12 protein-coding genes are annotated in these 15174 nt (G+C 66.4%); 4 read left to right on the top strand and 8 right to left on the bottom strand.

All coding sequences use genetic code 11. From position 1 onward, the window contains the following. Nucleotides 1–16: 16 nt before the first annotated feature. Genes DD559_RS14185 through DD559_RS14195 form a run of 3 tightly spaced genes read left to right on the top strand, consistent with a single transcriptional unit; the run spans nucleotide 17 to nucleotide 1711 of the window. Nucleotides 17–658 carry a TetR/AcrR family transcriptional regulator gene (locus DD559_RS14185; RefSeq protein WP_116469758.1) on the top strand — a complete coding sequence of 214 codons (642 nt, stop codon included), beginning with the start codon at nucleotides 17–19 and terminating at the stop codon, nucleotides 656–658. 32 nt (nucleotides 659–690) lie between these two features. Continuing rightward, nucleotides 691–1194, top strand: a complete 504-nt coding sequence (locus DD559_RS14190) for a hypothetical protein (RefSeq protein ID WP_240610265.1) — start codon at nucleotides 691–693, stop codon at nucleotides 1192–1194. A 28-nt stretch (nucleotides 1195–1222) separates the two neighbouring features. Continuing rightward, nucleotides 1223–1711 (top strand): hypothetical protein, encoded by a 489-nt coding sequence (locus DD559_RS14195; protein ID WP_116469760.1) that lies wholly within the window; start codon nucleotides 1223–1225, stop codon nucleotides 1709–1711. 113 nt (nucleotides 1712–1824) lie between these two features. Here the strand turns inward: DD559_RS14195 and DD559_RS14200 are convergent, their stop codons facing one another. The 7 genes from DD559_RS14200 to DD559_RS14235 all read right to left on the bottom strand — a co-directional run bounded on the left by DD559_RS14200 (nucleotide 1825) and on the right by DD559_RS14235 (nucleotide 12727). Next, nucleotides 1825–4605, bottom strand: a complete 2781-nt coding sequence (locus DD559_RS14200; protein ID WP_240610266.1) for a TonB-dependent receptor — start codon at nucleotides 4603–4605, stop codon at nucleotides 1825–1827. A 535-nt stretch (nucleotides 4606–5140) separates the two neighbouring features. Further along, nucleotides 5141–5539 carry a DoxX family protein gene (locus DD559_RS14210; protein ID WP_116469762.1) on the bottom strand — a complete coding sequence of 133 codons (399 nt, stop codon included), beginning with the start codon at nucleotides 5537–5539 and terminating at the stop codon, nucleotides 5141–5143. Nucleotides 5540–5543: 4 nt separating this feature from the next. After that, nucleotides 5544–7067 carry a fumarate hydratase gene (locus DD559_RS14215; RefSeq protein WP_116469763.1) on the bottom strand — a complete coding sequence of 508 codons (1524 nt, stop codon included), beginning with the start codon at nucleotides 7065–7067 and terminating at the stop codon, nucleotides 5544–5546. A gap of 129 nt (nucleotides 7068–7196) precedes the next feature. Continuing rightward, nucleotides 7197–8006, bottom strand: coding sequence for a transglutaminase family protein (locus tag DD559_RS14220; RefSeq protein WP_116469764.1), 810 nt, complete (start codon nucleotides 8004–8006; stop codon nucleotides 7197–7199). Further along, a complete protein-coding gene (locus tag DD559_RS14225; RefSeq protein ID WP_206364574.1) occupies nucleotides 8006–8941 on the bottom strand; it encodes an alpha-E domain-containing protein in 936 nt (311 codons plus the stop codon). Before DD559_RS14225 ends, DD559_RS14220 begins: the two co-directional genes overlap by 1 nt. Nucleotides 8942–9128: 187 nt before the next feature. Next, nucleotides 9129–10565 carry a circularly permuted type 2 ATP-grasp protein gene (locus DD559_RS14230; RefSeq protein ID WP_116469766.1) on the bottom strand — a complete coding sequence of 479 codons (1437 nt, stop codon included), beginning with the start codon at nucleotides 10563–10565 and terminating at the stop codon, nucleotides 9129–9131. Between the two features lie 86 nt (nucleotides 10566–10651). Continuing rightward, complete coding sequence (locus DD559_RS14235; protein WP_240610267.1) at nucleotides 10652–12727, bottom strand: protein-disulfide reductase DsbD family protein; 2076 nt, start codon at nucleotides 12725–12727, stop codon at nucleotides 10652–10654. Nucleotides 12728–12757: 30 nt separating this feature from the next. Between DD559_RS14235 and DD559_RS14240 the strand changes: the two genes are divergently transcribed. Beyond that, on the top strand, nucleotides 12758–14404 hold the full coding sequence (locus DD559_RS14240) for an alkaline phosphatase family protein (protein WP_116469767.1): 1647 nt from the start codon (nucleotides 12758–12760) through the stop codon (nucleotides 14402–14404). Between the two features lie 27 nt (nucleotides 14405–14431). Here the strand turns inward: DD559_RS14240 and DD559_RS14245 are convergent, their stop codons facing one another. Continuing rightward, nucleotides 14432–15061, bottom strand: a complete 630-nt coding sequence (locus DD559_RS14245; protein WP_116469768.1) for a (d)CMP kinase — start codon at nucleotides 15059–15061, stop codon at nucleotides 14432–14434. Nucleotides 15062–15174: the final 113 nt, after the last annotated feature.

Below are 15174 nucleotides of genomic sequence, written 5' to 3' on the forward strand. Positions count from 1 at the left end.
ACCCTATAGTACGGTTATGGAGATCGTTACCCCAAAGTGCATGGGCAAGCGCGAGGCTAGGAAGCAGGATCGCCGTGCAGCGATCATCGCGATCGCCAAGCGGCATTTCATGGAGAATGGCTATGTCGCCGTATCCATGTCCGCCATCGCGGCGGAACTGGGCGGTTCCAAAGGCACGCTGTGGAGCTATTTCGCGTCGAAGGAAGAGTTGTTCGATGCGTGCGTCGATGAAGTCACGCGCGAATATCGCGAGCAGGTCATGCACCTGCTGGTCCCGTCGGACAATCTTCAGGCGACATTGTGCGAATTCGTCCGCAGCCTGCTGCGCAAGGTGACCTCGAAGGATGCGACCCGGCTGCATCGGGTGATCCATGCGGAGGTGGAGCGTTCGCCGGAAATGGGCGCGATCTTCTTTCGTCGGGGGCCGCAGCGCACCCGCGAGATTGTGGCGGCGTATCTGGAAGATGCGATGCGCAAGGGCCAGTTGCGTACCGCGGATCCGCTGCGAGCGGCTTTCGCGCTGACGAGCCTGACCATGGGATCGCATCAGCGGGCGATGCTCGGCTATCAGTTCAGCGATGCCGAAATCGAAGAAGAGGCGGATTATATCGTCGACTTCTTCCTGCGTGCCTTTGCACCGGAGCCGGCGGCAGTCTAGGCTCTCCCAAGGGCAAGAGCGGAGGGGAAGAGGTGCCGGCATCCGATCAGAACCGCCGCTGCCCGTTGCGCAGGGCCGTCAGCGCCGCGCTGCCGTTGCTCCTTGCGGGATGCCAATCGGCCACGCCCGAGTCGGCCCCGCCGTCGCTGGCCTATGCGGACCTGCCGGTACGCGGCAGCCTGGCCGACGCGAAGCGCGCCGGGTTCGTCACCTGCATCCAGATGGATGGGGCGCATCTCCGCTGCCGCCGCTCGGGCGTGATGCTGCTGGGCGAGGGGCCGTATGAGGCGGCGCTGGACCTGGCCGGCGGTGACGGCAGTGGCGGCTTCCGCCAGATCACGCTGTGGCACGATCGCGACCAGTCCGCAGTGCTGAAGGTCACCGACGCGCTGAAGAAACAGGGCTGGACCTATGAATATACCGGCGCGGGTGGGCGGGGGGATCAGATGATCCTGACCCGCAAGGGGGCGCCGATCCATTTCTCGATCGATCTCAGCTATTGGGGCAAAAGGCGCGTTCGCATCCTGCCGGAATAGGGTGGCATCGCTGCGTTGGGAGGGGTTGATGGCGTTTCGATGCGTGTTCGGGGCCTGGATCGGGGCCTGGGTTACGGCGGTTTTCCTGCCGAGCCTTCTCATCGCCTATTTGGGTATGTCTCCGGGCGCGGCAGCGATCGGGACGGGCTTCGATCGGCTGCCGGCCACGGCCTGGAAGGTCGCCGACGATGTCGGGCCTGCCGCGAAGCTGATGGTCGGCGGCCTTCTGCTTTTCGGCCTTCTGCTGCTGGATCGGGTTTCGGGGCTGACCCGGACGAGGCGCTATCTGATCGGTGGGGCGATCGGGGTGGGTGCGGTCGCGGCCACCATCGCGTTCCTGCCGGAATCCCTTTCGCGCGGCTTTGCGATCGGGCTTACCGGGCACCGATTCGATGTGGCTGCCACCTCGATCTATCTGTTCGGCGGGGCGGTGGCGGGCCCGGTGTTCGAGACGGTAGTGGCGCGCTGCCGCAAGCGCCTCGCGGCCGGGCGCTCCCTTGCATCGCCGCGGTCCTAGAGCGTCTTCTGAAGAAGCATGTATGGTCGACGGATCGGAAAATGCGACGTCAGAAGACGCGCCAGGGCACTGCCGGGGCGTGGATCGGTGCCCCGGCAGCACAGGCGGCCCGCTCAGAATTTGAAGCGTGCGCCCAGCGACATGAACCGACCTTCGTCGCGCACGTCGCGTGAATAAAAGGCCGTCTGGCTGTAGTAGCGGTAGTTTTCATACGGTTGCGCGAGAATGTTGCTCATTTCGAAAGTGAGCGTCACGTTCTTGTTCCATTCGTACGAAGTCGAGAAATCGAGTCGCGAAACCGGCCGCGCCAACTCGCCCGCATATTGGCTCTCGTTGCTGTTGCGGCTGTAGCTGTTCACCCAGCCGCTGCGGCGATTATAGGAAAGCCGCACCGCCAGCGGGCCCTTTTCGTAGAAGCCTGCCAGGTTGTAGGTCCATTTCGACACGCCGGTCATCCGAACCATCGGGGCGCCGGTGCCCAGCGCGCGGGGAAGCGCGTTCTGTGCATCGAGATAGGTCAGATTGGCCTGAACCCCGAAGCCGGAAAGCCAGCCCGGGAGGAAATCGAAGAAGGTCTGTCCGGCCACCTCGACGCCCTGGATCTTCCCCTTGCCGGCATTTTCCGGCTGGGTGAGGCTGACCAGGCCGTAGTTCCCATATTGGATGTCGCGGGTGTAGGTGTTGATGAAGCCCTCCACGTCGCGACGGAAAACGGCCGCCGATGCCGAGCCGGCATTCCCGAAATAATATTCCAGGCTGACGTCGTAATTGTCGGAGGTGAGCGGCTTCAGATCAGGGTTGCCGCTGTTCACAAAGGCGGCGCGGGTCTCGTTCGGGTTGCGCGTGGGATTGACGATCGAGATGGTGCGCGTGGGATTGAGATCGCCGAACGACGGGCGGGTGAAGGTTCGCGTCGCACCGACGCGGAGCTGAAGCTTCGGCGTGATCTTCCACCGCGCCTGGAAGGTCGGCAGCACGTTCACATAATTCTGGCGGGTCGTCAGCGGTACCAGCGTCATCACGCCGTTGGCGTCTGTCTGCTGGAACGTACCCGAATATTGGCCATCGGTGTTGACGATACGGATGCCGAGCGTGCCGTCGATCGGGGCGCCGGCGGGTTCAAGATCAAAGCGGCTCTGCGCATAGGCTGCATAGCTGTTTTCGCTGGCGTCGAAGCCGCTGCGCGGTGGAATCTGCGCCTCCGGCGTGCTCCAGTTGGCGACATCGCTCGCCCAGTCGAGCTTCTTCATCGCCTCGTACGAAGCGAGGCGCAGCTTCTCGTAATTGTCGCGGATGCCGTTGCGGCTGGGGGTGAGCCAGTTGCGGAACGGCTGGTCGTTGCCGCGGAAACCGTCGCTGACCACTTCGAGCGGGCCGACCGGGAGCGAGGCGAGCGGGATGCCCAACGGCGCGGTCCAGGCATAGCGATCGCCGGAGCGGGTGCGGGCGGTGTGGGTGGTGGCGCGCATCCCGAAATCGAGCCGCTTCACCACCGCCCAGTCGGTGTCGAGCTTTACGTCCAGCCGCCACTGGGTGCCGGCGCCTTCCGAACGGCCGCGGCTGTCATAGAAGCCGCGCCAGTTCCAGTTGGCGGGCTCCAGCGCCGCAAAGCCGGGCAGGGCGAAGGACACGCCGTTGTTGCGATCGAAGTCCACGTCGAGCGTGGGCGAGGTGCGGGTCTGTCCGTCGAGGCTGTAGGTCTTCCAGGTATAGACGCTTTTGGTCCAGGCACCCTCGCCGGTGATTTCGGCGCGGCCGGTGTTCCATTTGAAGCCGGTGGCGGCCTGATAGGTGTCGCCCTGGTCGTTCGTGGTCGATCGATAGGTTTCGCCCGGCTTGCCGCCGCTCTTGCTCAGGCGGGTGATCCGCGTCGGGTCCTTGGGGTCGAGCACGACGTTGCTGAAGGTGGCGCGCAGGCCCTCGTCGCTGCGATCGACCAGATTGCTGCCGAACCGGTCATTCGCGCTCTCGCCGCGATAGCCCTGCCACAGGCCTTCGACATACATTTCGAAATTCTCGGACGGGCGCCACTGGAAGGCGCTGTTCACCGATGGGCGCACGCGTTTGCCGCGGCTGTAATAGAGGCCGATTTCGTTCGGCACATGCACGTTGCCGCCGACGCCCGGCGTGGTCACCACCACGTCGTCGGCGGGGTCGGTGTTGCCGCGATCGATCGTGGTCACGTCGCTGTTGATGAAGCGCACGGCGTTGCGATAGCGCGTCTGCACCAGCGAATAGTTCACCAGCAGCCCGATCTCGCCGATGCCGGTGGTCCAGCGATCGCTCAGCATCAGGTTGTAGGTGGGGTCGATCTTCCTGGTCTGCTCGTTCCAGGCACCGCGGATGCTGCCGGCCAGCTCCAGCCCCTTGAAGTCGAACGGGCGGCGCGTGCGGACGTTGATGAGACCGGCCAGGCCCGGATCGACCAGATCCGCCGTCGCGGATTTATAGACCTCGATCCCCGCCAGCGCGCCGGCCGGGAAATCCTGCAGATTGGCGCGGCGGTTCTCCACGGTGAACAGTTCGCGCCCGTTGAAGGTGGTCATCACATTGGGCAGGCCGCGGACCAGGATGCCATTGGCCTCGTCGTCGCTGCGCGTCACCTGCACGCCGGGCAGGCGGGCGAGGGCTTCGATCGCCTGATTGTCCGGCAATTTTCCAATGTCCTGCGCGACGATCGCATCCAGGATCGATTCCGAATTGCGCTTGAGCTGGCTTGCCGACTGGAGCGAGGCGCGCAGGCCGGTAACGACGATCGCGGCATCGGGATCGCCTGCGGCGGCCGGCTCGGCGGTGCTTGCGGTTGTCGTCTGCGCAACGGCCGGCAGCGCGGCGAGCACCACCGCGATGGTGCCGGCGAGCAGTGCCGTGCGGTGCAATTGCATGTTCTTCATTGGAATCTCCCCTGTCATATGCCGGATTCGCTTTTGGAACCGATTGAAATCAAGCGCAGAACATCGTGGCGCGGATCGCGCATCTTGTGGCTGCGGTGTCGATTGCGCCTCTCGCGGCGCTGGGCCTGAAATGCCGAGAATCAGGTGGTTGGCGGTACGCTGTCTCCCCTCCGTGCGCGCTGGCGACGACGATGCTGCCCGGCTTGCGGGCGTTGGCACAGATCGTCGCTACGCGGATGCCGGCCGACGCGTTGTCCGCGTTCGACTGCATCTTTGCTCCATATGTGAAAGTAAACTTGCACAGAAGAAAGTTTATGTCCAGCATGTTTGTCAGACATATCGATTGATCACCGATTGTCCGCGCGCGAGTTTGCCGTGCCGACGGAGCCGTCACACGGGTTCGAGGAAACAGCGGTGGCAGGAACTGCGGGGCCGGGATCGACCTGAGCGTTTTCACCTTGGGCGAAGACGCTCTAAATTGTTGATTGCCGCATTTTCCGAGCCGTTGACCGTCCCCGGTCAACTTGAAAATGCGCTAGCGGCGCGGCTGCCAGGGACCAGCGGCCCATAGTGCCCACCAGCAGAGCAGGGGCTGCGCAAATAGCCGGGGGACATGATAGACCCAGCCTAGCCCGGTGCCGGTGGAAAGATCCTGTACCGCATGTTGGACGTTCGCGGGGAAGACGCACAGCGCATAGAGCGCCAGCATCGCGCCCGCGAACTTCCGCAGCCGGACGGTGAACAGCCCGATCGCGCCGGCGATTTCGCAGGCGCCGGTGAGCGCGATCACCATTTCGGGATGGGGTACCCAGGCGGGCGTGATGCCCAGGAACGGGCGCGGCACCCACAGGTGCAGCACGCCCGCCAACAGGTACAGGCACGCCAGCAACACGCGACCATAAAGGCGCCACGGTCTCTCGGCTGGCGTACCCATGGACTTATGCCGACTGGAGCAGCCGCTCCTTGGCGATCTTCTCGCGCCACACCAGCGGGCCGGTGTGGTGGACGCTCTCGCCGGTCGCATCCACCGCGACGGTGACCGGCATGTCCTTCACGTCGAACTCGTAGATCGCTTCCATGCCGAGATCGGCAAAGCCGACGACGCGGGCGTCCTTGATCGCGCGGGCGACGAGATAGGCCGCGCCGCCCACCGCCATCAGATAGGCCGCCTTGTGGTTGCGGATCGCCTCGATCGCCACGGGCCCACGCTCCGCCTTGCCGACCATCGCGATCAGCCCGGTCTGGGCCAGCATCATATCGGTGAACTTGTCCATGCGGGTCGCGGTGGTGGGGCCGGCCGGGCCGACCACCTCGTCGCGCACCGGATCGACCGGGCCGACATAATAGATCACCCGGCCCTTGAAATCGACGGGCAGTTCCTCGCCCTTGGCCAGCATGTCCTGGATGCGCTTGTGCGCGGCGTCGCGGCCGGTGAGCATCTTGCCGTTGAGCAGCAGCCGGTCGCCCGGCTTCCAGCTCGCCACCACTTCCGGAGTCAGCGTGTCGAGGTCGACGCGGATCGATTCCTTCGACGGCGCCCATTCCACCTTCGGCCATTCGTCGAGGCTCGGCGGATCGAGATAGACCGGGCCGCTGCCGTCGAGGCTGAAATGCGCGTGGCGGGTGGCGGCGCAGTTGGGGATCATCGCGATCGGCTTGGACGCCGCGTGCGTCGGATAGTCGAGGATCTTCACGTCGAGGATCGTCGAGAGGCCGCCCAGGCCCTGCGCGCCGATGCCGAGCGCATTGACCTTGTCGAAGATCTCGATGCGAAGCCGCTCGATATCGTTCTGCGGGCCCCGCTTCTTGAGCTGGGCCATATCGATGTCCCCCATCAGGGACTGCTTGGCGAGCGTCACGGCCTTTTCGGCGGTGCCGCCGATGCCGATGCCGAGCATACCCGGCGGGCACCAGCCGGCGCCCATCTTCGGGACCATTTCGAGCACCCAGTCGACGATCGAGTCGCTCGGGTTGAGCATCGCGAACTTCGACTTGTTCTCCGAGCCGCCGCCCTTGGCCGCCAGCTCGACATGGACATGGTCGCCGGGGACCATCTCGACGTTGAGCACGCAGGGCGTATTGTCCTTGGTGTTGACGCGGCTGAACGCCGGATCGCGCAGGATCGAGGCGCGCAGGCGGTTCTCCGGATGCAGGTAGGCGCGGCGGACGCCTTCATCGACCACGTCCTGCAGCGAGCGCTCGCTGTTGAGCACGCACTTCTGGCCCCATTTGATGAAGACCGTGACGATGCCGGTATCCTGGCAGATCGGGCGATGCCCCTCCGCGCACATGCGGCTGTTGGTCAGGATCTGCGCGATGGCGTCCTTCGCGGCGGGGGACTGTTCGGCCTCATAGGCGTCGCCCAGCGCGCGGATGTAATCCATCGGGTGGTAATAGGAGATATACTGGAGCGCGTCGGCGACGCTCTCGATCAGATCGGCTTCCTGGATGAGGACGGTCATGGATTGTGCCTGCGATGCTGTGTCGCCCAGGGCGGGCTCGAGGTTCCTGTATCGGCCAATGGCGCGCGGTGCCAGCGGTTGCGACCGATTGCCGCCCTGCGTTGCGTATCGGCAACGTTGGGCCTGCGCCTATTCCTCGTTGCCAAGACGATCGACCTGCACGTCCACCGCGAGTTCTTCATCGCCATGGCCGATACGCCGGCCGGCAATGGCAGCAGCGCCATCGGCGTCGAGGCCCACCGCCACGCGGACATGGCCATCGCCGGGCGACATGCCGGTAACAGGATCGAAGCCGATCCAGCCGAGGCCGGCTACCCAGGCTTCGCACCAGCCATGCGGCGCGCATTGGGCCATGTGGTCCAGCCGGTATCCCGAGACATAGCGGGCCGGCGCATCGAGCGTGCGGGCAGCCGCGACGAACATCTGCGCCAGATCCCGCGACGCCTGTGCCTTGCCGGCAAATGCCTCTGCCGCCGTGAGCCCGGTATCCGGCACATCCGGTACGCAGCGGAAGCGCGCGTGCAGCGCCTGGTTGAGCCGGTGCAGCCGTTCGATCGGATCGCCTGTCCCGTCGCTCACATCCCGCGCAAAGGCGGCCAGTTCCGGGCTGGCAGCGGTACGGGCCGTGGTGCGCAGGAACAGGGCAGGGGGCAGCGGCTCGGCTGCGCCGCGTACCACCCCGGCATTGTCGGTGGTCAGCACCTCGCCGGTGACCGCGATCTCGATCGCCTCGATCGGCCCTTCGGCGTAGAGCATGGTCACGGCATTGCCGTATCCGTCCACCGCATCGCGCAGCCGCGCATCGCAATCGACGCCGACCATCCAGCTCACCACCGTCTGGTGCTGGGTGTCGCAGGGGGTCAGCCGCAGCATCTGGACGATCCGCGCCTGAGGCTGGGTGAAGCGATAGACCGAGCGGTGTTCGACGGCGATGCGCATCAGAGGAACCGGAACTGGCGAGCGATCGCGCCGTCGAGCAGCGCGTTCTCGGTGATGAACGTTTCCAGATATTCGTGCAGTCCACCGACGATGATGTCGGGCGTGCGCGCCTTCTGGATACGGGCGAGGCGGGCGCGGGCCATGCGATCGGCTTCGCCCTGCAGCCCCGTGCGCTTGGCGAGCGCGCTGAGCAGCGTAACGCTCTCCTCCACACAGGCGGCGAGGCTGCGCGGCAGCTCCGCGCGGCTGACAAGCAGGTCGATCACATTGTCCGGCCGCAGCCCCTCCGAATAGAGCCAGCGATAGGCGGTGACCGCGGAGACGGTCTGGAGGATCGTCGTCCACTGGTCGCGATCTACCGCGCCGCCGACGCTTTCGCCCGCCGGCAGCAGCAGATGATATTTCACATCGACCAGCCGCGCCGTGTTGTCGGCCCGCTCGATCGCGGCGCCGAGCTGGATCAGCAGCGTCGCTTCGTTGCGCATCATCCGGTGGATCGCGCCTTCGAAGCCGCGCGTCTCGCCCTTGATCTGCTCGACGAGGTTGAGCGTTTCGGTCGCGCCGCCGGTGGAGGCGCGGTTCGCGAACAGCCACCAGGCGCGGTTGATCGCGGTCCAGGCCTCGCGCGTGAGCGCGGTGCGCACGGCACGGGCATTGTTGCGCGCCATTTCCAGGCAGCGGATGATCGCGCCGGGGTTGCCGGCGTCGAGCGTCAGGAAGCGGGCAACATGCGCCTGGGTCGCGGGGTGGCCGGTCGCGGCGAAGGCTTCGTCGGTATAGCTGACGGCGAGCGCGCTCTGCCATGCCGCTTCACCGGCGGGACGGGGGGAGAGCGCGTCCAGGCGGATGGTGGCCTCCACCAGTCGCGCGATGAAGTCTGCGCGCTCGACATAGCGGCCCAGCCAGTAGAGGGCGGCAGCGGTGCGGGAGAGCATCATCATGGGCGGCGCTCCTCCACCAGATCAGCTTTCAGGCCGACGTCCGCCAAACATCCATCGTCATTCCCGCGCAGGCGGGAATCCATTCGCCTGTGCGTTGTGGGCGGGAACTGCGGCATCAGCGCCAATGGATCCCCGCCTGCGCGGGGATGACGATGGTGCGTTTGGTGCGTGCAACCCTCCCTCATGCCGCGTCTCCCAGCAGCACGAAGCTATCCTTGGTGCCGCCGCCCTGGCTGGAATTGACCACCAGCGACCCCTCGCGCAGCGCCACGCGGGTGAGCCCGCCGGGCACCACGCGCACCTTGTCGCTGCCGGTCAGCACGAACGGGCGGAAATCGACATGACGTGGCGCCAGGCCCTTTTCGGTCAGCGTCGGCACGGTCGAGAGCGCGAGCGTGGGCTGGGCGATATAGCGGTGCGGCTCGGCGATCAGCGCGGCGCGGAACGCTTCGATCTGCGCGTGCGTCGCGGTGGGGCCGACCAACATGCCATAGCCGCCGGAGCCATCGACCAGCTTCACCACCAGCTCGGGCAAATGATCGAGCACATATTTCAGCGCCTGCGGTTCGCGGCAGCGCCACGTCTCGACATTGGGCAGCTTGGCTTCGCCGCCCGAATAGAAGCGGACGATCTCGGGCATGTAGCTGTAGATTGCCTTGTCGTCGGCGATGCCGTTGCCGGGCGCGTTGAGCAGCGCGACATTGCCCGCGCGATAGGCGGCGATCAGCCCCGGCACGCCGAGCAGCGAATCCGGCCGGAAGACCAGCGGATCAAGGAAGTCGTCGTCGATGCGGCGGTAGATCACGTCCACCCGCACGCGGCCGGCGATCGTCTCCATATAGACGATGTCGTCATCGACCACGAGATCGGCCGCCTCGACCAGCTCGACGCCCATCGAATCGGCGAGGAAGCTGTGTTCGTAATAGGCAGAGTTGAAATGGCCCGGCGTCAGCACGACGCACACCGGCCGCGCCCGGCCCGAAGGCGCGACGGAGCGCATCGTCTCCAGGAGCATGTCGGGATAGCTGTCGACCGGGGCGACGCGGAAATCGCGGAACAGTTCCGGGCATAGCCGGATCATCGCCTCGCGATTTTCCAGCATGTAGGAGACGCCGGAGGGCGTGCGGGCATTGTCTTCCAGCACGTAGAATTCGTCCGGCCCGGTGCGGACCAGATCGATGCCGCAGATATGCGCCCACACGCCGTGCGGCGGCCGGATGCCGGCGACTTCGGGGCGGAACTGTTCGTTATGGAGAACCAGCTCGGGAGGCAGGATGCCCTCGTCGAGGATGCGGCGGGCGCCGTAAATGTCTTCGAGAAAGGCGTTGATCGCTTCGACGCGCTGAACCAGGCCTTCGCTCAGTTTCTCCCATTCCCGGCGGAGGAAGATGCGCGGCACGATGTCGAACGGAATGATGCGTTCGGCGGCGTCGCTGTCGCCATAGACGGCGAAGGTGATGCCCAGCTGGCGGAACGCTGCTTCGGCCGAATGCTGCCGCCGTTGCAGTTCGTCCGGCGGCGTTTCCGCAATCCATTGCGACAGTGCCGCAAACGCCTCGCGCGGCGCCTCCGGACCGCCATGCCCCCAAATTTCGTCGAACGCCCCCGTTGATCCCATCAGAGCTCCCAAACGCCGGAGTGGCTATCTGGTGCCATGCTGCAATGCTTCGTTGCGCCGCACAAGCCGGGAAATGGGAAGGGCCGTTACTTGCCCTTCGCCAGCCCCGTCAGCAGATCCTGCGTCAGCACCTGGGGGAGGACTTCGGGTGTGTCCTTGCCGGGCTTGTACCAAAGGTACAGCGGCACGCCGGCGCGGTTGTGCGCTTCGATGAATCGTCCCAGCGCCGCATCGCCATTGGTCCAGTCGCCGACCAGCACCGCCACCTTGCCGTCTGCCAGCGCGCGTTCGACGGGGGCGGTTTCGATCGCCCCCTTTTCGTTGACCTTGCAGGTGAGACACCAATCGGCGGTGAAATAGGCAAAGACCGGCCGGCCTTGCGCGCGCAGCTCCGCCAGGCGCGATTCGCTGAACGGCTCGGCACCGGCCATCGCTGCCGGCTGGCCGCCGGCCGGGGCAGGGTGCACCAGCCCGACGCCCGCCAGCGCCAGCAGCAGCAGCGGCATCGCCGGCAGCCAAGCGCGGCTGCGCCCCTTGGCCTGCCGAGCGCCGGCCCACCAAAGGCCCAGCGTCGCGAGCAGCGTCGCCGCCAGCCCGATCGTCATGCCGTCCACCCCCGCCTGCTTGCCGAGCACCCAGGCAAGCGCCAGCGCGGTGAGGAACATCGGAATCGACAGGATATGCCGCATCGTCGCCATCCATGCGCCCGGCTTGGGCAGCATGCGCCGGAATGCGGGCACGAACCCGAGCAGCAGAAAGGGCAGGGCGATGCCCAGGCCCAGCCCGCCGAAGATCGCCAGCCCGGCGAACCAGGGCAGCACCAGTGCGGCGCCGAGCGCGGAGGCCATGAACGGCCCGGTGCAGGGCGTGGCGATGAACGCCGCCAGCGCGCCGGTGGCGAAGGCGCCGCCATGGCCCTTGCTCGCGGTGCGGTTGACGATGGCCGGGGTGGCTATTTCGAACAGCCCGGCAAGGTTGAAGGCGATACCGGCGACGAGCAGCAGCAGGACCAGGATCACGCGCGGATCCTGCAGCTGGAACGCCCAGCCGACCGTTGCTCCCGCGGCGCGCAGGCCCAGCAGCAGGCCGCCTAGTGCGAGGCAGACCAGCACCACGCCAGCCGTATAGGCGAGCGCTTCGGCACGGGGGCTGCCGGCATCCTGATTCGCCTTTGCGAGGCTCAGCGCCTTCAGGCTCAGGATCGGGAAGACGCACGGCATCACGTTGAGGATCAGCCCGCCCAGGACCGCCGCCGCGAACGCGCCAAGGGCTGCCAGCCAGGGCGTTCCGGCGCTGGCGACCTTGGCAACGGGGACCGCACCGGCCGTGGCGGTGAGTTGCAGCCCCTGGCCGTCGATCGCGAGCACGCCTTCCAGTGCCCTGGGGGCAGCGCGGGCCTTGGTGGCGATCACGAGCCGATCACCGTCGCGGGTGACCGTCTGCGGCGCGGCATATTCGATGGTATCGGCGGTCAGCGGGTAGAAATAGACATCCTTGGCAGGCGCATCGGCGGGGTAGGGCACCGCGATCCGCAGCGTCCCGCCTTCCTTCTGGAAGCTGGCCGGGGCGCTGAGCGGCCGGGGCAGCTTCGCCCGCCAGCCATCGAACTTCGCGCGTGTGGCCGGCTCGATCCTGCCGTCGCCGATGGTGATGCTGGTCTCCAGATCGGCCTTTTCCGGCACGCACAAGGTATCCGTACAGACCAGATAGTCGAGCTTGAGCTTGATCGGCAGCGTGCCCTTCGCGTCGGCAGGGATGTGCAGCGTCGTCAGGCGGACGAAGGTGCCTTCATAGACGTAGTTCATCAGCCCCGCGATCAACAGCCGTTGCGGCACCGGGTAGCGAAACGCCTCCGCCCGAGCGCCGGCGGGCAGCGTCCATTTCGCCTCGGCGGGCAGGCCGGCATCGCCGGGGTTCTGCCAATAGGCGTGCCATTTCGGATCGGGGGTTGAGATCAGCGCCAGCGTGACCGCGCTGCCCGGCTTCGGCGTCGACGTTTCCGCCACGAGTTCGCTGCGGACATGCGGGCCTTTGGCAAAGCCCTGTGCGGTCGCCGGTACGGCGTAGCCGACGAGGAACAGGAGCGACATCAAAGCGAAACGAAGCTGGGCCATGCCACGGTCCTTGCCCAGTTCGCTGCGTTCGACAATAGCTGGGTACATTCAACCTCCCGTGCCCGGAGCCGGCCCCCGATGAAATTGCTTGCCCCCTTCGCTGCCGCCGCGCTGGCGCTGGCCGCCGCTACCCCCGCCATGGCCCAGCAAAGCGCTCCCGCCGCTGCCTTGCCGGCGACTCCGCCGAGGCTGATCGTGGTGATTTCGGTCGACCAGTTCTCGGCCGATCTGTTCGCCGAATATCGCGCGCAGTTCGGCAGCGGCTTTGCCCGGTTGATGACCGGGGCGGTCTTCCCGGCCGGCTATCAGAGCCACGCCGCGACCGAGACCTGCCCGGGCCATTCTACGATTCTCAGCGGGGATCATCCCTCGCGTACCGGCATCATCGCCAACGACTGGACCGATTTTGCCGCGCCGCGCGCCGACAAGCGCGTCTATTGCGCCGAGGACGAGAGCGTTTCCGGCACCGATTCGGAACATTACACCGTTTCCGACAAGCATCTGAAGGTGCCGACGCTGGGCGAGTGGATGAAAGCCGTCGATCCGCAGTCGCGGGTCGTCTCGGTCGCGGGCAAGGATCGCGCCGCAGTGATGATGGGCGGCCACAAGGTCGATGAACTCTGGTGGTGGGACGGCAAGGCCTTCGTTTCCTATGCCGGCCGCGCTGCACCCGAGGCGGTGACCAGGATCAACGCCGCCACCTCCGCCCGCATCGCCGAGGCGCAGCCGGCGCTGAACCTGCCCGGCTTCTGCCAGGCGCGCAGCCGGGCCATTCCGCTTGGCGGCAACAAGACGGTGGGCGATGGCCGTTTCGCCCGCGCGGCGGGCGATGCCAAGGCGTTCCGCGCCTCGCCCGAACTCGACGATGCCGTGCTGGCGTTGGGTGCCAAGCTGGCGACCGACATGAAGCTGGGGCAGCAGGGCCATACCGATCTGCTGATCCTGGGCGCATCGGCGACGGACTATGTCGGCCACAGCTACGGCACCGAAGGCAGCGAGATGTGCCTGCAGCTGCTCTCGCTCGATCAAACGCTGGGGCAGCTGTTCGAGGCGCTGGATCGCACGGGAGTCGACTATCAGGTGGTGCTGACCGCCGACCATGGCGGCCATGACCTGCCCGAGCGCCACCGCGAACATGCGGCACCGACCGAGCAGCGTATCGCCGCCGACGTGACCAGCGGCGCGATCGGCCGTGCGCTTGCCGCCAAGCTGGGGCTGGCCGGCGCGGTGCTGGCCGGCGGGCCGGGCGGCGACGTGTATGTTTCGCCCGCGGTGCCGCAGGCGAAGCGCGCTGCCGTGCTGGCCGAAGCGGTGAAGCTCTATGCGGCGAATCCACAGGTGCAGGCGGTGTTCACCCGCGCGCAGATCGAAGCGACCCCGGTCGCCCACACCCCGCCCGAGACCTGGAGCCTGCTGGAGCGCGCCCGCGCCTCCTATGATCCGCAGCGTTCGGGCGATCTGGTGGTGGCGCTGAAGCCGCGCGTTACGCCGATCCTCGATCCGGTCGGCGGCTATGTCGCCACCCATGGCAGCTTCTGGGATTATGATCGCCGAGTGCCGATCCTGTTCTGGCGCAAGGGAATGGTGGGCTTCGAACAGCCCTTGTCGGTGGAAACGGTGGATATCGCGCCGACGCTTGCGGCGCTAATCAAGGTGCCGGTCCCCGTCGAGATCGACGGCCGCTGCCTGGATCTGGACGCCGGACCGGGCGACAGCTGCAAATAAGCTGGTTGCGCGTGGGGCTGGCTGGAATCAGCCCCGCGCTGCGCGGCGCCGTTCGACCAGCTCGATCGCGCGCTGCACGGCAGCATCGATCGACAGGAAACTGGTGTCCAGCGCCGCGGCATCTTCGGCCTGGACCAGCGGCGCCTCGCTGCGCTGCGAATCGCGCTCGTCGCGCGCGCGAATATCGGCGAGTACCTTGTCCAGGCTGCTGCCGACGCCGTTCTTGCGCAACTCCAAGTGGCGGCGCTGGGCGCGGATCGTCGGCGTTGCCTTGATGAATAGCTTCACATCGGCGTCCGGGGCGATCACCGTGCCGATGTCGCGTCCGTCGAGCACGGCGCCACCAGGTTGGTGGGCGAACGCTTTCTGGCGCTGGAGGAGCGCGGCGCGCACCAGCGGATGCGCGGAGACGATGGAGGCGATCTGCCCGACCTCGTCCGTGCGCAGCCACGGATCGGCGAGCAGCGCATCGTCGAACCCGCAGGCGGAAACCGCATCATCTTCCTGTTCGGGAGCCAGCCCTTCGCGCAACACGCTCGCCGCGACCGCACGGTAGAGCAGCCCGGTATCCAAGTGCGGCAGGCCATAATGCCGGGCGAGCGCGCGCGCGATGGTTCCCTTGCCCGAAGCGGCGGGGCCGTCGACGGCGATGATCATGCGGTGATCCCGCGAAAGACGGCGCGTTTCGACATGGGCACGGGGAGCCTGGAGGAAAGGATAGAAAGCACGAACACGAAACCCTGGTCGAAAGCGAAGCAGATGGGCGGAGC

It is taken from the genome of Sphingomonas pokkalii (assembly GCF_003096275.1).
Taxonomy (GTDB): Bacteria; Pseudomonadota; Alphaproteobacteria; order Sphingomonadales; family Sphingomonadaceae; genus Sphingomonas; species Sphingomonas pokkalii.